Origin of the sequence: Neptunomonas japonica DSM 18939 (assembly GCF_000422765.1) — a bacterium.
In the GTDB taxonomy this organism is placed as follows: domain Bacteria; phylum Pseudomonadota; class Gammaproteobacteria; order Pseudomonadales; family Balneatricaceae; genus Neptunomonas; species Neptunomonas japonica.
Window position 1 is genome coordinate 189463 of the sequence record NZ_AUGR01000001.1, and the last position, 18969, is coordinate 208431.

Genomic DNA, 18969 nt, shown 5'->3' on the forward strand with positions numbered 1-18969 from the left:
AGAGGCACACTTAACGTACCTCTCTTATACTGTGAGGGTAATCATGGACTTTGTTACTTTATGAATAAAATAAAAATAGTACTTACATTTGTCTTACTCTTTTCTCCTTTACTACATGCTGGTGAAGGTACTCCTATAGCTCCTGCCGTCTATGAAAATGGTGATCGACTAGATTATCAAGCGTGCAGAGTGTTAGTGAAGCGTGGCGAAATATTGCCAATGTCAGACTTAATGGAATTAGCCAATAAGCGCTCCAGTGACCATATTCTTGATGCATACCTAGTGAAGGAGAACGATCAGTACTATTATCAAATCGAGTCAGTCGGTAATAATGGGGTTGTGAGTGTCTTTTATATGGACGCTACAAATGGCGAAATTGTAAAAAACTTCAAGGTAACTCAGTGAGAATACTGCTAGTAGAAGATGATCGAACGTTAGGGCCAGATTTAAAGAAAGAGCTTGCGGCACTTGGGTATGCAGTGGATCTTGCTGATAATGGCGTGGATGCTGAGGCTCTAGGGTATGAAGATATCTATGATCTTGCTGTGCTTGATTTAGGGTTGCCTCAGCGGCCAGGTATCGAAGTATTAAAAAATTGGCGGAAGCGCAGTAATAATATTCCCACGTTAATTTTAACAGCGCGCTCTTCTTGGCAAGAGAAAATTGACGGCTTTGATGCGGGTGCTGATGATTATCTTGCTAAACCTTTCCATACGGAAGAGCTCGTTGCGCGCATGACCGCTTTATTACGTCGTGCAAAGCAGCAGCCAACGAAGCAACTAGAAACATCTGGATTAGTTTTAAACGAGAAGACTCAAGCCGTCAGTGTTGAAGGCAGTAATGAATTAGAGTTAACAGGGATGGAATATAAGTTATTAAGGTATTTCATGCATAACCCTGGACGATTGCTTTCAAAGCTCCAAATTGTGGAGCATATTTATGATGATGGTGCTGAAAATGACAGTAATGTTGTTGAAGCCTATATAAAGATGTTACGTAAGAAAATTGGGAAAGAGCGCATACAAACAAAACGTGGCCAAGGCTATATCTTCGTAAATCAGCTATGAAGAACTCTATACAAGGAAGACTAAATCTTGCATTTATTGGGCTGACACTCACTGTATTTGCAATACTCTGGGTTTTACAGGGTATGGCGGTGCGAGAAGTCGCCTATGAATTTGTAAGCGCTAGAATGCAGGGTGATGCTCGTACAGTGCTACAAGCCGTAATGAGTAAAGATGATAAGTGGCAAATCGACCCTGAATACATCTCTCCTGTTTATACGCAGCCCATGTCTGGGCATTATTACCAGTTTCTTGTCGATGATGGAGAGTGGAGTTTTTCAAGGTCATTGTGGGACGAAGAAATACCTACCTATGACGGGAAGCCCGTTGGCCAGCTCAATATTGATTTACAGTATAAGCGCGATAAACCTTGGTTGGTTTATGATAATCGTTTTGAAAAAGCGGGCCATACTATCCGTATTGTCTTAGCAGAAGATATCAGCCAAATAGAAGCAAAGCTGAAATCCTTAAGTTGGTGGGTGGCAGGCATTGGGTTGCTATTTATTCTGATTCTTTTAATCGTTCAAATATTAGTTATCCGCAACGGTTTGAAAAGCCTAACATGCGTGCAGCAGGATATTATTAGGCTTAAAGAAGGTGATATAAGCACACTGTCTGAAGTTCAGGTAAAAGAAATAGCGCCTTTAGTGAATGAAATTAATTACATGATAGAGAGCATGACCCTTCGTTTGGATCGTTCTCGTCATGCAGTGGGTAATTTGGCTCATGCCGCTAAAACCCCCTTGACGGTGATTGATCGCCAGATTGAAACACTTAGACAGTCTAGCCCTGATTGTGCGAATGCACTAGAGCAGCAGTCTCAAGCTTTAAGAAACTTAGTGGAGCGAGAGCTAACTCGTGCGCGCATTGCGGGAGCAGCAATGCCAGGGCAAAAAGTGATTATTGAAGAAGAAGTCGAAAAATTAACGAAAGCGATGAAGATGATTTATCGTGATAAAGCACTCGAATATGAAATTTCCATAAAAAGTACGACATTCTTCCCCGGCGAGCGCGATGATTTAATTGAGCTTATGGGTAATTTGATTGATAACGCTAGTAAATGGGCAACAACAAAGGTTCGTATCAGAGGTATGATGAATGAACACTGTTTAGAGTTGTGCATTGAAGATGATGGGCCGGGTATTCCTGAAGATAAAATGACACTGTTAATGTCACGGGGTGAGCGCCTCGATGAATCTACGGTTGGGCACGGTCTAGGGCTTAGTATTGTTATGGAAATTGTTCGCCAGTATAAAGGCGTGTTCCAACTCCTTCCTTCCAATATGGGAGGTTTACATACGCATCTATTGCTACCCCGCCAGCAGAATGCCGAATTGAAATCTGTCATGCTAACTAGTCAGTGATAATGATTACCCAAAAGGGCCATCCACTGATAAACTATGCTGCCTGTTTTTTGAGGATAGATGAGTGACTATCGAGTATGTAGCTGATTCCAAACTGCCAATGCCATGGGGCACCTTTACTATGGTGGGCTTTGAGGATACAGAAACCAATAAAGAGCATATCGCTATGGTTTTTGGTGACGTCTCCGGTGATGAACCGGTATTGGCGCGAGTGCACTCAGAGTGCCTAACGGGTGACGCGTTATTTAGTTTGCGTTGTGATTGTGGCTTTCAGTTGCAAGAGGCATTAAAACGGATTGCTGAAAATGGCCGTGGTGTTCTTTTATACTTGCGCCAAGAAGGTCGTGGTATTGGTTTGCTTAATAAAATTAAGGCATATAACCTTCAAGATCAGGGTGCTGATACTGTTGAAGCAAACGAACGTCTCGGTTTTGCAGCCGACCTGCGTAGTTACAGCATGTGTGAACCAATGCTCGAGCACTTAGGGATTAAGTCTGTAAGGTTAATGACAAATAACCCTCGTAAAGTAACATCACTAGAAACATATGGCGTCACAGTGACTGAACGAGTGCCGTTACAGGTTGGTAAAAACCGCCATAACGAAGAGTACCTCGCTACTAAAATGGGCAAAATGGGTCATATGATGACTGAGCACCACTTTATAGATGATGAGAGCTAAGCGCTTTTTTCTGTCTTAGTGTGTTGTAACTTATAAGGGATACTTTCTCACTATAAAAGTGTTACCAGTGGTCAAGGCCACTGGTAATTTGTGTTTAAAATGTCAGTATGCTTTCTGTGTATTGGAACTCTCTAGTGGCGTGCTCAATCCAGCGATCTGGAATACCTAGAATTCTTAGTGATCCCTGCCAAGCTGACTGAGCAATAAATTCTGCAACAGCAGAGCCTGCTCCGCCTTGTATCGCATGATCTTCAATACTAATGAAGCTTTGATGTGTTTTCATCAAAATGCTAAGTAGCTCTGTATCTAGAGGTTTTACAAAGCGCATATCTACCAGCGTATGTTGGCCTTTTTGGGCGATTTCTTTTGCCTCAGGGAGTAGTGGGCCAAAATTAAGCACAGCAGTACCGGATGTTCCTGATACTAACAACCTTGCCTTACCTACTGGGATGGTTTCATCGTTACAGATGGGTTCTGGGCAGGATCCACTTCCGCGAGGGTATCTCACGGCGGCTGGCCCCTTGTATGCATAGCCAGTGTTAAGCATTAGCCACTGTTCTTGCTCATCTGCAGGGGTCATTATTACGAGTCCGGGAATACAGCGCATTGCGGCAATATCAAAACTACCGGAGTGAGTTGCACCGTCTTCTCCTACTAACCCTGCACGATCCACGGCTAATAAAACGTCTAAGGATTGAATGGCAATATCATGTACCAACTGGTCATAAGCACGTTGTAGAAAAGTAGAATAGATGGCGACGACTGGTTTTATTCCAGCACAGGCAAGGCCTGCGGCAAACGTCAGAGCATGTTGTTCTGCAATGGCAACGTCAAAATAACGTTCTGGAAACGCCTGCGAAAAAGCAATCAGATCTGAGCCTTCGCGCATGGCAGGCGTAATACCTACCAGTTTTTTATCTTGTTGTGCTTTATGTAGCAGCCAGCGGCCAAAGTGGTTGGCAAAAGTGGCTTGCTTAGACTTTTGGGGTGCTGTTATAGGCTCAAGTTTAGTGATGGCATGGTAACCAACAGGGTCTGCTTCTGCAGGTAAAAAACCTTTACCCTTAAGTGTGGTGATATGTAAAAACTGCGGCCCCTGTTTGTGTAGAGCGTCCTTTAGTGCCGGCAGCAAGGCGTTAAAGTCATGGCCATCAATAGGTCCTTGATATTCAAAAGCAAGTGCCTCAAACAGTGCCGCTGTTGTTTTGCTGCGGCTACCTTTTGTGAGCTTAAGGTTTTTAGCTAAATACGTGGCTAACCCTCCCTCATTACGAGATATCGACATGTCATTGTCGTTGAGAATAACCAATATATTGGCATTTGTATGAGCTGCATGGTTCAGAGCTTCAAAAGCCATGCCGGCTGTTAGCGCTCCATCACCAATAACCGCGACTGTTTTGCTGGGTACGCCGTTTAATTGATCAGCGACCGCCATGCCTAGAGCAGCACTAATAGAGGTGCTTGAATGCCCTGTGCCAAAGTCATCGTACTGGCTCTCCTCACGCCGTGGGAAAGGCGCTAAGCCGTCCTTATGGCGAATAGTCAGCATTTGCTCACGGCGACCAGTAAGGATCTTATGTGGATAGCATTGATGCCCAACATCCCAAACCATGTGGTCGTTGGGTGTATCTAGTAGGTAATGTAGAGCAATAGTTAGCTCTACCACACCTAAGCCTGCACCAAAATGCCCACCTGTCTGACCTACGCTATAAAGCAAGAATGCGCGTAATTGTTCAGCTACTTCTGATAGCTGAGAGTCAGGTAAACGACGAAGGTCCGCAGGTAAGTTGATGCTGTCCAATAATGGAGTAACAGGACGTGCGGTTGGGATATTAGTAAACATCAGTGAGACCGGTTAACAATGTAATCAGCCAATTCCCTTAGCAGTTTCCCTTGTTCGCCAAAAGGTTGCATGGCTTCTAGCGCTGCTTTGTGCAGGCTATCTAACTTTGCTTTAGCGCCTTCCATACCAAGCAGTGCTGGGTAGGTAGGTTTATTTTGTTCAAGGTCCGATCCTTGCGGCTTGCCGAGTGTGTCTGTGTCACCTTCGATATCAAGGATGTCATCTTTTACCTGAAAAGCTAGTCCAATCGCTTCTCCGTAAGCGCGCAAAGCAGCTTTTGCTGTTGTGTCTATGCACTCAGCAGATAGATACCCTAGCTCAATAGCGGCATTAATCAGAGCGCCCGTTTTATGAGCATGCATCTGTTTTAACTGCTCAAGCGCTAGTGGTTTATCCACATGGCTCAGGTCGAACGCTTGTCCTGCTACCATACCTTTGTCTCCACTGGCTTTTGCCAGTACTGAGACCATCTGCAATTTAGTATTCGCTTTGGCTGGATTGCTTGCAGAGCTAAGCAGCTCAAACGCAAAGCATTGCAGTGCATCGCCGGCAAGAATAGCCGTGGCTTCATCAAACGCGATATGACAAGTAGGCTTGCCGCGTCGTAACTCATCATCGTCCATGGCAGGAAGGTCGTCATGCACTAAGGAATAACTATGAACACATTCAATAGCACATGCAGCTGAATCAGCATGATTTATATGGCCGTTCAGTAGCTGGTTAACTAAATAGACGAGCAACGGGCGCACTCTTTTTCCGCCATTAAATAATGCGTATCGCATGGCATCTTGTAAGAGAGGTTCTATACTGTTGTGCACGAGCGAGTTTTTGAGCTGCTCATCTACACGGTGGTGATATGTCTTAATGGCGGTTTGCAATGCCACGGGATTAGTCCTGTTCTGTGTTGAAGGGCTCAGTTTTATGCTCACCGTTTTGCGATGTGAGTATGTGAACCTTTTGTTCGGCTTGGTCGAGCAGTGTTTGGCATTCGCGAGTGAGTTTAATACCTTCTTCGAAGGCATTAAGAGAGGCTTCTAGTGTTAAGTCGCCGTTCTCCATTTGAGTAACTAAGGACTCTAAGTCTGCTAGCGACTGTTCGAAATCAGGTGTTTTCTTTTTGCGAGGCATCATGAATTTCCATACTGGACGAGCCGTAAAATAACCGAATTGAAACCGAATTTAAAACTAGAGGTTAATCAATTCATAAAACTGCCGACATACACTTATACTTAAAACTATGTCTGTAGAGTATACCAGTCATCTATTCTGGTATTATCCTCTAAAATATAACAGACAAACAGTCATTAGCTTGATGTAAAAGGAGATTTGTGTGGATATAGCGACACTCGTCGGGTTGGTAGGCAGCCTCGGTATTGTTATCGCTGCCATGATGTCGGGTGGTGATATCGGCACTTTTGTGAACGGGCCTTCTATGCTTATCGTTATCGGGGGAACGATTTTAGTCGCCTTGATGAAGTTTACGCTAAGCCAGTTTCTCGCAACCGGTAAGGTTGCAGCCAAAGCTTTTATGTTCAAATCAGTGAGCCCTGACGATATTATCAATGAGACTGTTGAGTTAGCTGATGCTGCCCGTAAAGGTGGTTTACTTTCTCTGGAAGATAAAACGGTTAGCACAGATTTTATGCAACGAGGTATTCAGTTGCTGGTAGATGGTCATGACCCTGAAATAGTTCGCACACTGCTTAATAAAGAGATGAAGCTGACATATGATCGGCATGAGTTTGGCAGCGAAATATTCAAAGCGATGGGCGATGTTGCCCCCGGCATGGGAATGATTGGTACGCTCGTAGGTCTTGTGCAGATGCTTTCAAATATGAGTGATCCTAAGTCGATCGGGCCTGCGATGGCGGTGGCACTTCTGACAACGTTATATGGTGCTATGATAGCAACGATGATCGTTTTGCCGATGGCTGATAAGTTGGGTGTGCGTAAAAATGAAGAAGCGCTTAATCAAGCACTAACGATTGATGGTTTACTGGCGATTCAAGCGGGCCAGAATCCACGTGTTATCGAACAAATGCTCAGAAACTACCTACCTGAGAAAAAACGGGTTGTGGCCAGTTAGAGGATTTGAGTTATGAGTGATGAAGAACAAGATTGCCCCCCATGCGTTGCCGGTTTACCGGGGTGGGTGGCAACGTTTGCAGATTTGATGTCATTGCTAATGTGCTTCTTTGTACTACTCCTCTCTTTTTCAGAGATGGATGTTTTGAAGTTCAAACAGCTAGCAGGCTCAATGCGTGAAGCGTTTGGTGTGCAAAACGAAATCAAGGTAGAAGATATCCCTAAAGGGACCTCTATTATCGCTCAAGAGTTTAGTCCAGGGCGCCCTGAACCGACTCCACTGAACGAGATTCGGCAGATGACGGTCAATAATGATATGAATACCTTAGATATTCGATCAGAAGTGGGCGAGGCTGAGAATCTAGATAAAAAAGAGAGTGAGGCTGAACTGTTGGAAAAAATACAGCAGCAGCTAAACGATGAAGCCAAAGAGCAGGCGGTCAAATTTGCAACAGCGCTAGCACAAGAGATTGGTGATGGCAGTGTTGAAGTTGAAACAGACGAGCGAAAAATCATTATTCGCGTTAAAGAGAAAGGCTCTTTTTCTTCAGGCTCTGCTGCTTTGAAGTTTGAGTACATCCCGGTTATGGCAAAAATCCGTGATGTGTTACTCGATGTAGAAGGCGCTGTTTCTATCGAAGGACACTCTGATAATGTTCCCTATTCTGGAAGATCTTTTCAGTCTAACTGGGACCTCTCGGCTGCGCGTGCTTTGGCCGTCGCCAATGAACTATTTGATGACTCGCGCATTGATCAGTCTCAATATCAGATTATTGGACATGCGGATAGTAAGCCGTTGGTACCGAATAACTCGGCTGTAAATCGTGCAACCAACCGACGTGTAGAAATTGTTCTGCAAAAGGGTAAAGACAAAGAGCTGCTTGAGAAAATTCAGGCTAGAGGTTTGGGAGATTCAGAAGGTGAACGTTTAGCACCTAATGAGATATTCTAACAACGAAGACTGATACTACGGTTTAGGGAATAACTTAGACATAAAAAACCGCCAGAAGGCGGTTTTTTTGAGCGATAAAAGTTACTTAGCACCGCCTATCATATGTTCAATAGCCGCTGTTAGTTCTGTAGCAGTACAGTCCATACAAGTACCTTTTGGTGGCATGGCAGCAATACCTGATGTAGCCGTTGCTAACAGAGCATCAGCTCCTTTTGCTACACGTGGAGCCCATGCTGCAGTGTCTCCCTTTTTTGGTGCTCCAGCGATACCAAAATCGTGGCAGACGAAACATTTAGATTTGTAAACTTCTTCGCCAGAACGTTCAGCGTTTGCAGTAACAGGAAGCATCAATGCAGCAGTAGCTGCTAGAATCAAAGCCTTTTTCATAGTAATACCCTTATTGGTTCACTTGTCATTAGAAGTAAGATTATTAGAATAATGGACGGCAGTTTAGGTCGTTCATCTTACTTAAGTAAATAGATGAAGTGGTATTAATATGCCATGAATAGGTAGTCTGATGTAAGAAAGCTGTGAATAACATGACAAATATCAAGCTTTGGGTGGAAACCATAATCGATGCAGCATAAGGCGATATATGGACGCCTTATGCTTGTGCCAATAGCCTTAGAGGCGCATTGCGTAACTAGCTTGGTTACGTTGGCTTAATAAGGCTTTTTGTTCAGAGCTATTGTCAGCCATCACTTCACGTATAGTTTTTTCGCTAATATCAAGCGGGGCTTTTAATAGTTTTTTTGCATCAGTTATTGAATAGCCGCGTTTCAGTAATTGCTTCAGCTGAACGCCTATATGATGGTGTTCCATCGTTCTTTTCCTCATTTAATTAACCATCACATAGTGCATGATAAATGTGACGTTTTTATGTCAGTGCTTGATAACAACTCCTGTGTTAGTGAAGCGTGCAATACAGAGGGTGTATAACCTAGCCAAGATCGTAAAATTAAGCTGTTATAAACTTGGCTTATGTTGTTATTCCATTATTGGTAATATGTTGGTTGATATCAACAAAAGGCAGAGGGTAGTTACATAATGGAAACGGGTATTCTGATCGGTGGCTGTGAGAGCGGTAAGGTATTTTTGAACCCTCGTTATGCTAATCGCCATGGCTTGATTGCGGGTGCAACGGGTACAGGTAAAACAGTGACGTTGCAGTGCCTTGCTGAAGGGTTTTCTGATTTAGGCGTACCTGTGTTTCTTGCCGATGTTAAGGGTGATCTTTCTGGGCTTAGCCAAAAAGGAAACCCTCATCCGAAGGTGGATGAGCGCGTTGAAAAAATCCAGATAGAGAGCTTTGTTCAGCGCGGTTACCCGGTGGCGTTCTGGGACGTTTTTGGTGATCAAGGTACACCTGTTCGCGCAACTGTATCGGAGATGGGGCCGCAATTACTCTCACGCTTGTTAGACCTTAATGAAACGCAAGAAAGTATCCTGACGCTTATCTTTGAGTTTGCTGATGATGAAGGTTTACTGCTGGTTGATCTTAATGACCTACGAACCACGCTAGAGTTTATTGCTGCGCATGGCAAAGAGATCAGCACACGTTTGTCTGTCTCTAAAGCCTCGGTTAATGCAATATTGCGTCGCTTGTTGATGTTAGAGCGAGAAGGCGGAGACCAGTTCTTTGGAGAGCCTGCTTTAGTTCTCGAAGATTTGATGCAAGTGAGCCGTGATGGCCGCGGTATGATTAATGTATTGGCATCGGATAAGCTGATTCTAAGCCCTCGTGTGTATTCTACGTTTTTACTGTGGTTGTTATCTGAGCTATTTGAAAACCTTCCTGAAGTGGGCGATGCGGATAAACCTAAGATGGTGTTCTTTTTTGATGAGGCGCATTTGCTGTTTAACAACTCTTCTAAAGTGTTGGTCGAAAAAGTTGAACAAGTCGTACGTTTGATACGTTCAAAAGGGGTGGGTGTTTATTTTATTACTCAGAGCCCGAGTGACCTTCCTGAAGGTGTTTTGGGCCAACTAGGTAACCGTGTGCAGCATGCGTTACGTGCTTTTACACCTAAAGATCAGAAATCTGTTCGTGTAGCAGCGCAAACTTTTCGCCCTAATCCTAAGTTGGATACGGCTGAAGTTATTACCAACATGGGCGTGGGTGAAGCCTTGGTATCTGTGTTGTTAAAAGACGGTGTGCCGAGCATGGTTGAGCGTACCTTGGTTCGCCCTCCCTGTTCGCGTATGGGGCCTGCAACTGACGAGGAGCGCCAAGCAGTTATTGATACCAGCAGTATGCACCGCCGATATGCTGTTGCTTATGATCCACGTTCTGCGCATGAAGTTCTGCTTGAGCGTACAGATGCGCGCCTTAAAGCCGTTGAAGATGAAGAGGCACGTGAAGCTCAAGAAAAGGAGGACGCAAAAAATAATCGTAAAAGCCGCTCTTCGGGAAGAAATCGACAATCAGTGACCGAAGCTTTGTTAAAAAGTGTGGTGCGCAGTATTGGTAGTAGTGTTGGCCGTAGTGTCGGTAAAAGTTTATTACGAGGTATCTTGGGTTCTTTTATGAAGTAAACCACACTGTTGCTGATCGTCTGCGCTAGTGCGCGCAGACGATTATCTGTTTTATCTTCGAACTTCCTTTTATTTAAATTTCAGTTTATTCAAATTCCATTGCTTCAAAAACGCGGCCTGCGTTTTTAGCGGCGAGCTCTTTAAATGTCTCTAGGTGCTGATAAGGTGCTTGGTCTATTTGGTAAGCATCTTCTAGGCTGCCACCTTCCTCAATCAACACAGCTACTTTTCCACGAATATATTCCAGGTAGCCGCGTGTCCACAAGTCAACCGTTGCAAAGTCGGTAGGGCCGCCGTGCCCCGGTATTATGATTTTGTCTTTGGCGAATGCTGTAAACGTTGTGTTCCATGTTTCTAACCAAGCCGCAGTGTCTGTATCAGGAAAGATTGGCAGTAAACGTATATGAAAGGCAATATCACCAGCGATTAATACATTTCGCTGAGGAATATAAACAGAGATGTCGCCAGCTGAGTGGGCTGGACCAAAGTGAATGAGCTCGGCACTGATACCGCCTAAGTCCAGTGTCATTTTATCATCAAAGGTTTGATCGATTTCTACAAGGCGTGAGCCTTCTGCGCGCTCTTTGAGGATTTTTTCTAGGCTTGATAAACCATCTGGCCCATGCGATTCAATCTCTTCTACGGCGTCGCTATGAGCTATTAAAGTGGCCCCTTGCTCTTTCCAGTAGTTGTTACCTAGCATGGCATGCGATTGCCCGTTTTCATCAACGACAAACTTAACGGGTGTATCGGTATGTTGTTTAATTTCATCGTGTAGGGCTTTAGCGAGCAAGTAAGACGCGCCGCCATTAACAACAAGAACGGCATCGTTGCCGATGACAAAAGATAGATTATTATTGTGGCCTGCATTTTCATAACTGTAGTACTGAGTCTGGCCTATGGCAGACCAGACGTTATCAGCCACCTTGATGGGTTTGTCATAGAGTAATGATTCAGGGTAGCGATCTGCTTGAATTTCTGCCGCCGCAATACTGCTAGCGCTGATGAGTAGGCCTAAGCCCAATGTTAAGCTCAAGGATTTGACTGTTTGCAACATAACGAAAGCCTTTTGGTTTTATTATTTAACAGGTTGTACATTAGTTCTTGCTAATGATTAAGTTAAATAAGATAAAAGGCAAGCGTTTTGACTAGGGTTAGGTCTAATGTAGAAAGCTTTTTAGTTTATAAGTTTTCTTGAGAAGCGTTTAATAGTTAAGTCCATAAGTTCTTGGTACTTGGGTTTTAGATGCTTCCAGTTGAATGCATCAATAGCGGGTGCTGTGGGGAGTGTGTTGTTTTCTTTATGTGTAGCAAGCTTTGTTAACATATAGATTAAGGAGGAGGTTTCTTCGTTTGCACCTGTTTGTTGGTCTTGTGAGAAATAGCGATACTGCTCACTAAATAGCTCTTGGTAAGCTAATCGATTGGGTACTACAGGGAGTGCGCCCGCAGCTACGCCTTCAAGTACAGCAATACCTTGGAAGTCGTGTAGAGCGGTTGATAATACGACATCAGCGTTTTGTAGTAGCTGGCGGTATTCTGTGGCTGACTCTATGAAGCCGCAGTGTTTTAGTAATGACGGGAATTGTATTTTTATATTATTGAAGGCCTCAGGGGATCGCCGAAACTGTTGGCCTACAATTGAGAAGGTGACGTTTACGCCATCCTTATCAATAGTTTTCAATGCGTTATAAAGAAACTCAGGGCCTTTATCAAATTCCCAACGGTGATTCCAAACAATATGTAATGGGCCTGCTTTAGGTTGTGTTGTTAGGTAGCACTCATCGTTAAGGGGGACTGCTAACACACTGGATTTTTTTTGTAGTTGTGCTGCTAATCCTGCGGGTACTTGGTCGGGCAATTTTTTAAGTAGGGCGCTAGCACCCTCAATAAAAGTGTTGCGGTTGTAGTGAGTATTAAAAGCAATGTGGTCGGCGGAAAGTGCTGAGTATAAGTTTAAAATTTTAGGCTCAACACTTTTAAACTCTTGGCCTGACTCTGGGTAAGCAAATTGGTTCTCATGAAAATATAACAGCGTTGGAATTTGCCCGAGTGCAGGAACAAACCCTCTGAGACTGGATAAGTCGGTCATCGAGGTCGCGATCACCAAATCATAAGGCTGCTGCAATTGCTCAGCTGACTCACCAAATGCCCAACTGAGGCTATTGCCACGCAAGCGCCATGAAAAATATCTGGCTGGTAAGCTCAGCACTGTCCATTGGTGCTCAGGAAAGTGGGTTACTAACCCTTTGCGCCAGTATTGGTGGCTGTCAGCATCATAGGCTGATAAAAGAAGAATACGCACTACAGTTTAACCAACGACACACCTTTTACTTGAGCGTAGAGCTGGTCACCGACGGACAGTGCTAGCTGGTCTTTAGAACGACGAGTAATACGCGCCAAAATTTGGCTATCTTGGCCCAGTTGTAAGCGAACATTACATTGCGCGCTACTGGCTTGATCAATCTCTAAAATAGTCACAGGCAGTATATTAACAATAGTGGAGTCGTTAGCGGGCGTGCGAGCCAGACTAATGTGGTTAGCGCTCAAATGAATTCGTTTACGAGTCCCTATAGCACCAATATTCCCAGGCACTGTGACGGTTCCGCCATCAACGCTAAATTCTGTCAGGTCATAGTGCTTATCATAATGACTAACGATCGCATCGATGAGTGAACCTGCATTGCTGAAACGAGCCAGGGGTGCAGTCAGGTCGAGTAACATCTCTTTTAATGGACCTTGAGCGCTGACCTTTCCCTTTTCTAGTAATACGATATAGTCTGCCATGCTTTTTACTTCAGAAAGCGCATGTGTCACATACACAATCGGAATTGATAGGCGCTCATGTAACTGTTCGAGATAGGGAATGATTTCGGCTTTGGTGCTGTAATCTAAGGCAGAGAGTGGCTCATCCATTAAGAGTATTTCAGGGTTGGATAGTAGTGCGCGGCCAATGGCGACACGCTGTTTTTCTCCACCTGATAATTTGTTAGGCATGCGTTGTAACAGGTGAGATATTCCTAGTAGCTGGCTGACCTCATTTAACGATAACTGTCCTTGTTGCTGTGCGCGCTTATGCCCGAACAATAAATTTTTTGTGACATTTAGGTGAGGGAATAAGCTGGGTTCCTGAAAAACATAACCCACCTTGCGCATATAGGCCGGTAGGTAGGATGCAGGTTCTTGCCAAATATCATCGTTAATTCTCAACTGGGCATTCTCTGCTTTATGCAGTCCTGCAATGCATCTTAAAAGTGTTGTCTTTCCACACCCCGAAGGGCCGAATAGAACAGTAACTCCTGTCGCTGGGATTTTTATATCGACGTCTAGAGTGAAGTGCTCAAGAGGCGTCTTAAAGCAGATGTGCAATTGCTTACTCATACATCACCTACCTTCCGGCTATTGCGCTCTAGTAGCGTCATGCTGAGAATGACAATGAAAGAGAAACCCAGCATGCCACCGGCAATCAGGTGAGCTTGGGCCCACTCCAACGATTCAACGAAGTCGTAAATAGCGATAGACAGTACTTTGGTTTCTCCGGGTATGTTACCGCCAATCATCAGTACGACACCAAACTCACCCAATGTATGTACAAAAGACATGATTGAACCAGTGAGTAATCCATTCCTTGAAAGAGGCAACACAACAGAGAAAAAGGTATCTAGAGGGGAGGCTCGTAATGTTGCAGCAACCTCTAAAGGACGATTGCCGATTGACTCAAAAGTATTGCGTAATGGTTGAACCATAAAAGGCAGTGAAAATATGACTGAGCCTATAACTAACCCACTGAAGGTGAAGGTAAGCGGCCCGCCAAAAAGTGAAGAAAGCAAGTTACCTAAGGGACTATCTGGTCCTAACGTGATGAGTAGATAGAAGCCTAACACGGTAGGTGGTAATACCAGCGGCATACTGACTAACGTTGCTATCGTATCTTTGAATAGACCGCGTGAGCGCGCCAGCCACCATGCCAAAGGTATCCCTATGATGAGTAATATGATGGTGGTTAGGGTGGCGAGCTTTAATGTCAGTAAAATTGCATCTAACATCTGTTATTTAATTACCTTGTAATATAGCCATAACGTTGAATAACTGATTTTGCTTCATCACTGCTTAAAAATCGATAAAAAGCATTTGCAGCAGGATTATTGATGCCATGTTTGAGTAATATGGCACCTTGTTGAATAGGTGAATAGAGTGACTGGGGAACCAACCATGTGAAACCTTGCTTATTTAATACGGTTTGTGCACGTGCAACAAAAGCAGCGTCGACATTACCACTTGCAGCAAATTGATATGTCTGTGCAATATTGTCTCCTCGAATGAGTTTCCAAGAGCTGTGAGTGGCCGTTAGTTTATTTAAGACCTCTTGAGCTGCTTTGCCGTAAGGAGCGGTTTTGGCATTAGCGATGGCTAGTCGTTTGACAGTGCCGTTGCTCAGCATTTCTATTCCATCAATGACATCTGAAGGGGTGCGGCTCCATAGTACAAGCTGTCCTGTGGCATAGAGCAATGGTTCGGTATTTGTATAGCCTTCAGTGTAGAGCTTATGCGGGCGATCCATATCAGCCGCTAACAAGAGGTCAAACGGAGCTCCATGGCGTATCTGGATATAGAGTTTCCCTGTTGAACCAGAACTGATTTGTACACTGTGTTTGGTCTTTTGTGTAAAAGCAGTCGAAAGCGCTTGAGCTGCTGTTGTAAAGTTAGAGGCTACAGCGATACGCACATTTGTGGCAAATACAGAACCAGATATGGCACTCAGCAGTAGTGTGATAACAAGTGCTTTCATAGTCTGACCTTAAGTATAGAGACCTTTAATATAATCGCTTGAACAATAAAATACACTTATGCGCTGAGTTCAGTGTATTTTATTGAGAGCTCCAATCTATTTATAGTCACTTTTTTGTCATAAAGGTGTGAGACATTGGGCTACGAATTGCTTTGTTGCACTGCAACAAAGTTGTTGACAGGGAGCTAAAACTGTATAGAATGATCATCATTGTGCAGTGCACCATTACTTATTAATTAATTCGGGGATATACCATGACTAACAACATCGATATGCAGAAGCCACTTGAAGCTGTTAAAACTCTTATGACTCTTCAGGCTGCTACAATCAACCAGTCTGTTGAATTACAGAAAAAAGCAGGCGAAGACCTAGCTTCTTTCTTTAAAACTGAAGTAGAAAAAGCTAAAGAACTTAAAACTCCAGAAGATGTTGTTAAATTCAACGTTGCTGCTAACACTGCTTTGTTCGAAATGCTAAAAACTCAGGGCGAAGCTTTTACTGCCTTAGCAACTTCTGCTAGTAAGAATGCAATGGAAGAAATGCAGAAAATGGCTAAGTAATTAGCGATTTTTTTAAAAACCGGCTTAGGCCGGTTTTTTTGTACCTAGATATAAATTTATGTCACCTCTCATTTTCGTTAGAGGTCTCGCTGTAACGTACGGTATTTCTTCCTGATTGCTTCGCTATATAGAGTGAGTCATCCAAGCGTTTGAGCATAGACTGATAGTTTTCGTCTTTACCAAACTCAGCAACCCCTGCGCTCAATGTTATTTTTTTTCCCGTTAAAAAACGCTGTTGTGCTAAATGCACACGGATTTTATTGGCGAGTTTAAGTGCGCCTGATAGGCTAGTTTTAGGGCATACCAGTAAAAACTCTTCTCCCCCCCAGCGGCCTAACAGGTCTGCATCGCGGGTGGCTCGCCCCATTTCGCTGCTTACATGCATCAGTACTTCATCGCCTACCTGGTGTCCATATTTGTCGTTGATATCTTTAAAGTAGTCAAGATCAAACAGCACCATGGAAAAAGGTTCTTGATAACGTTTTGATGATGCAATAACTCTTTGTATTTCTTGATCGAGCAAGTAGCGATTGGGAAGTTGTGTGAGTTGGTCAGTCATGGCTTGCTTAGCGAGCTTTTGGTTAAGCTCTTCTAGTTTTGTGTTGTATCCAGCAATGACTCGATAGCGGTAAATAACTAAAAAAATCAGTACTGAAATAACCACTAAAGTACCCCATATCAGACTGTAGTCGAATCCTTTTTCATACTTGATACCGATCCAATGGTTTTGGATTTTTCTTTTATCTTCTTCAGAGATACTTTGTATAGCCTTGTTAAGAATAGGCACCCATTCAGGCCAGTCCTTACGTACACCTATGGCAAGGTCAAACTCTATGGGCAGTGTGCTAGAAATTTTTATATTAACGTAATGCTCTTTACTGACATTGTGTGCGATGACTTCGAGGGAGTCGATGTAAGCAAATACCTTCTCTTCACTGAGATTCATTAAACCTTCTTTAATAGAGGCTACATCAACAATGTTCAACTGAGGATAGTACTGCTTTACTAAGCTGGCGGCTGCGCTGTTTTTAATAATAGCTATGGGTTTATCTGTAATGCTGTTGAGATCAGTGATAAAAAACTGGTCTTGGCGGGTCGCGAGTACTATAGGCGATGTGAGTACCGGTTGTGTGAAGTTCAGAAATTTAGTGCGTGCTTGTGTTGGTGTTATTGCCGTAATAATGTCGCAGGACTTCTCTTTCATAAGAGTGATTGATTCACTCCATTGAGAGGTGGGTACAAGGGTAAAGTTCGTAGAAAGTCGCTCACTAATGATAGCCATAAAATCGGCCGTAACACCCTCATATGTTTGGTCTGTATTGATAGATGTGAAAGGTAACCAGTTTGGTCCTACACACATATGTATATGAGGTGCTTTATCAACTAAGTTTTTTTCATAAGAGGTGAGAGTAAGTCCATTTTTTTTGCTCTTTATTTGTGACAAGGATTGGGCACTAAACCATGTAGTTTGTATGCGGACTTTTTCATGGGGGCTAAGTGTAGCTAGTGCTTTATTTAAAATTGAAATAGCCGCGGGCCAGTCCTTTCTTACGCCGAAAACCAAATCTAATTGCTGGGGTAGATGAAAAGCAACATTTAGGTACGGCATGCCTAATTTGTTAGCTAGATAAAGTGTTGCTCCGTTACCAAAGGTTGCATCGGCGGCACCAGTGGATATAGCAGAAAAAAGCTCTTCAACTGTATCGACATAAAGGATATGGGTGTTTTTGTACTGCTCAGCTAGTTTAATATCAGAAAGGTTTCCTTTTTGGATAACCAGTGTTTTGTTCTGTAAGTCTTCTGGAGTTTTTATGGCTAGCGGGTTACCTGTAGAGACAAATACAGATTTTTGTAATGTTAAGTAGGGGGTGCTGAAGTTGAGATAAGAAGCCCGCTCAGCAGCAGCGGTTCCTGTGCTAAGGCCATCAATTTCATGAGCTTTAACTTTTAATTGCATCTCGCTCCATTTTCCAGCTGATAGTGTGAAGTTAGCACCGGTTAGCTGGTTAATTCTTGATAGTATTTCGGCATCATAACCCGATGTGCCTCCATCAGGCGTTACGATTACATAGGGCTCCCATGATTTGTCTGTACCAAGCACGATAGTGGGATGTTGACTTATGAAAGACTTTTCTTCAGCAGATAGGATGATCTGCTCTGTATTAGCAAGGCTACTGTTAGAGAGTAAAAAAAATAAGCAGGCTGACCACAAGTAAACAAGTAATATGCCGCGCTTTTTTATCACAAAGTGTATGTGGTTCATGTATGACCAATTTTATTATAATTCTTATATATAATTGTAGTTTAGAATTTTTGATTAGATGTAATTGATTGCTGTAAAAAGGGAATTAAAAACGCATTCGTGTATATCGAGTTACGAATGCGTTTCTAAGGTAGTAGGTAGTAAATTAGGCACTAAGCACTGCGAGGGTTGCTTGTTTCGACAGCTGGATACGCACTTTTCTCAGAAAGAAATTTCGATAAATGTGGATACACAGAAAGATCGCATAACTCTCGAAAATTAACCCAGTCTAGGAGACAGAATAGACAAATGGAAGGGTAATCCCATTCAGGAAATTGCCCATCGATTATGGATTGCTCTAATAAGGGCATTGTTCTTTCAATACGTTCTTTCTGCAGGTTTAGAATAAGAGCGTCCGCTTCGGTGTCTATGTTTGAGCGAGCTGCCATTAGCAAAATTACAAAAGAGTCATTCGCCGCATCAATCAGCGATAATAAGTTTTCCTGATCCCAGCTAAGAGGCTTGGCTGTGTGCTTCTGAGTTAAGTAGCGATGAATAGCGCGTGAGTCATAAATCTTCTGCTGTGCATCAACCAGCACCGGAACTTTCATCGCCGGAGTATATGTAGCTAATGCTTCACGGCCTTCAGGAGAATAGATATTCAGGTTAATAAACTCGTAATCTTGGCCTTCTAAAAAAAGACGGATACGGCGTGCATAAGGTGACATTCCTGAACCAATAAGTTTCATATTCTCTCCTGAATGAAGCTTTGAAAATGTTAGTGAGCTGTACTGTTAATAACTTTCATTTTCACTTATAACCTAAAAATGACATTTCTGGAACGATCATTCTAAAA

Annotated in this window: 20 protein-coding genes; 8 read left to right on the top strand and 12 right to left on the bottom strand. The window is 43.3% G+C overall.

Annotation, left to right across the window (positions count from 1 at the left end):
- The first annotated feature begins 60 nt into the window (after positions 1 to 60).
- The 4 genes from G511_RS23705 (at position 61) to ribA (ending at position 3107) form a co-directional block, all read left to right on the top strand.
- Positions 61 to 405 (top strand): PepSY domain-containing protein, encoded by a 345-nt coding sequence (locus G511_RS23705; RefSeq protein WP_051221377.1) that lies wholly within the window; start codon positions 61 to 63, stop codon positions 403 to 405.
- Positions 402 to 1067 carry a response regulator transcription factor gene (locus G511_RS0100910; RefSeq protein WP_028467928.1) on the top strand — a complete coding sequence of 222 codons (666 nt, stop codon included), beginning with the start codon at positions 402 to 404 and terminating at the stop codon, positions 1065 to 1067. The genes G511_RS23705 and G511_RS0100910 overlap by 4 nt, the downstream gene beginning before the upstream one ends.
- Positions 1064 to 2428 carry a sensor histidine kinase gene (locus tag G511_RS0100915; RefSeq protein ID WP_028467929.1) on the top strand — a complete coding sequence of 455 codons (1365 nt, stop codon included), beginning with the start codon at positions 1064 to 1066 and terminating at the stop codon, positions 2426 to 2428. The genes G511_RS0100910 and G511_RS0100915 overlap by 4 nt, the downstream gene beginning before the upstream one ends.
- Before the next feature lie 64 nt (positions 2429 to 2492).
- Complete coding sequence (gene ribA, locus G511_RS0100920) at positions 2493 to 3107, top strand: GTP cyclohydrolase II (protein WP_028467930.1); 615 nt, start codon at positions 2493 to 2495, stop codon at positions 3105 to 3107.
- 94 nt (positions 3108 to 3201) lie between these two features.
- Here ribA and G511_RS21515 read toward each other — a convergent pair whose 3' ends face one another.
- From G511_RS21515 to G511_RS0100935, 3 genes are read right to left on the bottom strand one after another with little or no spacing between them, the layout of a single operon-like run.
- A complete protein-coding gene (locus tag G511_RS21515; protein WP_036550815.1) occupies positions 3202 to 4950 on the bottom strand; it encodes a 1-deoxy-D-xylulose-5-phosphate synthase in 1749 nt (582 codons plus the stop codon).
- Complete coding sequence (locus tag G511_RS0100930; RefSeq protein ID WP_028467931.1) at positions 4950 to 5834, bottom strand: polyprenyl synthetase family protein; 885 nt, start codon at positions 5832 to 5834, stop codon at positions 4950 to 4952. The genes G511_RS21515 and G511_RS0100930 overlap by 1 nt, the downstream gene beginning before the upstream one ends.
- A gap of 4 nt (positions 5835 to 5838) precedes the next feature.
- A complete protein-coding gene (locus tag G511_RS0100935) occupies positions 5839 to 6081 on the bottom strand; it encodes an exodeoxyribonuclease VII small subunit (protein ID WP_425411379.1) in 243 nt (80 codons plus the stop codon).
- Positions 6082 to 6280: 199 nt separating this feature from the next.
- Here G511_RS0100935 and pomA point away from each other — a divergent pair, with 199 nt between their 5' ends.
- Positions 6281 to 7036 carry a flagellar motor protein PomA gene (pomA, locus tag G511_RS0100940; protein WP_028467933.1) on the top strand — a complete coding sequence of 252 codons (756 nt, stop codon included), beginning with the start codon at positions 6281 to 6283 and terminating at the stop codon, positions 7034 to 7036.
- 12 nt (positions 7037 to 7048) lie between these two features.
- Positions 7049 to 7987, top strand: a complete 939-nt coding sequence (locus G511_RS0100945; RefSeq protein WP_028467934.1) for a flagellar motor protein MotB — start codon at positions 7049 to 7051, stop codon at positions 7985 to 7987.
- 81 nt (positions 7988 to 8068) lie between these two features.
- On the opposite strand, the gene G511_RS0100950 is transcribed toward G511_RS0100945, so the two are convergent.
- A complete protein-coding gene (locus tag G511_RS0100950; protein WP_028467935.1) occupies positions 8069 to 8374 on the bottom strand; it encodes a c-type cytochrome in 306 nt (101 codons plus the stop codon).
- A 237-nt stretch (positions 8375 to 8611) separates the two neighbouring features.
- Positions 8612 to 8809, bottom strand: coding sequence for a hypothetical protein (locus G511_RS0100955; protein ID WP_028467936.1), 198 nt, complete (start codon positions 8807 to 8809; stop codon positions 8612 to 8614).
- 225 nt (positions 8810 to 9034) lie between these two features.
- Here G511_RS0100955 and G511_RS0100960 point away from each other — a divergent pair, with 225 nt between their 5' ends.
- A complete protein-coding gene (locus G511_RS0100960) occupies positions 9035 to 10522 on the top strand; it encodes a helicase HerA-like domain-containing protein (RefSeq protein ID WP_028467937.1) in 1488 nt (495 codons plus the stop codon).
- An 85-nt stretch (positions 10523 to 10607) separates the two neighbouring features.
- On the opposite strand, the gene G511_RS0100965 is transcribed toward G511_RS0100960, so the two are convergent.
- The 5 genes from G511_RS0100965 to modA all read right to left on the bottom strand — a co-directional run bounded on the left by G511_RS0100965 (position 10608) and on the right by modA (position 15311).
- The gene (locus G511_RS0100965) at positions 10608 to 11579 is read right to left on the bottom strand and encodes an MBL fold metallo-hydrolase (RefSeq protein ID WP_051221379.1); all 972 of its coding nucleotides are present in this window, start codon (positions 11577 to 11579) and stop codon (positions 10608 to 10610) included.
- A 120-nt stretch (positions 11580 to 11699) separates the two neighbouring features.
- Positions 11700 to 12827, bottom strand: coding sequence for a tRNA-queuosine alpha-mannosyltransferase domain-containing protein (locus G511_RS0100970; protein ID WP_028467939.1), 1128 nt, complete (start codon positions 12825 to 12827; stop codon positions 11700 to 11702).
- Complete coding sequence (gene modC, locus G511_RS0100975) at positions 12827 to 13903, bottom strand: molybdenum ABC transporter ATP-binding protein (RefSeq protein WP_028467940.1); 1077 nt, start codon at positions 13901 to 13903, stop codon at positions 12827 to 12829. Before modC ends, G511_RS0100970 begins: the two co-directional genes overlap by 1 nt.
- Complete coding sequence (modB, locus tag G511_RS0100980) at positions 13900 to 14568, bottom strand: molybdate ABC transporter permease subunit (protein ID WP_028467941.1); 669 nt, start codon at positions 14566 to 14568, stop codon at positions 13900 to 13902. Before modB ends, modC begins: the two co-directional genes overlap by 4 nt.
- A gap of 11 nt (positions 14569 to 14579) precedes the next feature.
- Entirely contained in the window at positions 14580 to 15311 is a 732-nt protein-coding gene (modA, locus tag G511_RS0100985) for a molybdate ABC transporter substrate-binding protein (protein ID WP_028467942.1), read from the bottom strand.
- Between the two features lie 254 nt (positions 15312 to 15565).
- Between modA and G511_RS0100990 the strand changes: the two genes are divergently transcribed.
- Complete coding sequence (locus tag G511_RS0100990) at positions 15566 to 15871, top strand: hypothetical protein (protein ID WP_028467943.1); 306 nt, start codon at positions 15566 to 15568, stop codon at positions 15869 to 15871.
- 61 nt (positions 15872 to 15932) lie between these two features.
- Here G511_RS0100990 and G511_RS0100995 read toward each other — a convergent pair whose 3' ends face one another.
- Positions 15933 to 18134, bottom strand: a complete 2202-nt coding sequence (locus G511_RS0100995) for a transporter substrate-binding domain-containing diguanylate cyclase (protein ID WP_028467944.1) — start codon at positions 18132 to 18134, stop codon at positions 15933 to 15935.
- Between the two features lie 152 nt (positions 18135 to 18286).
- Positions 18287 to 18862: a glutathione S-transferase family protein gene (locus tag G511_RS0101000; protein ID WP_028467945.1), complete on the bottom strand. Its 576-nt coding sequence runs from the start codon at positions 18860 to 18862 to the stop codon at positions 18287 to 18289.
- Positions 18863 to 18969 lie beyond the last annotated feature (107 nt).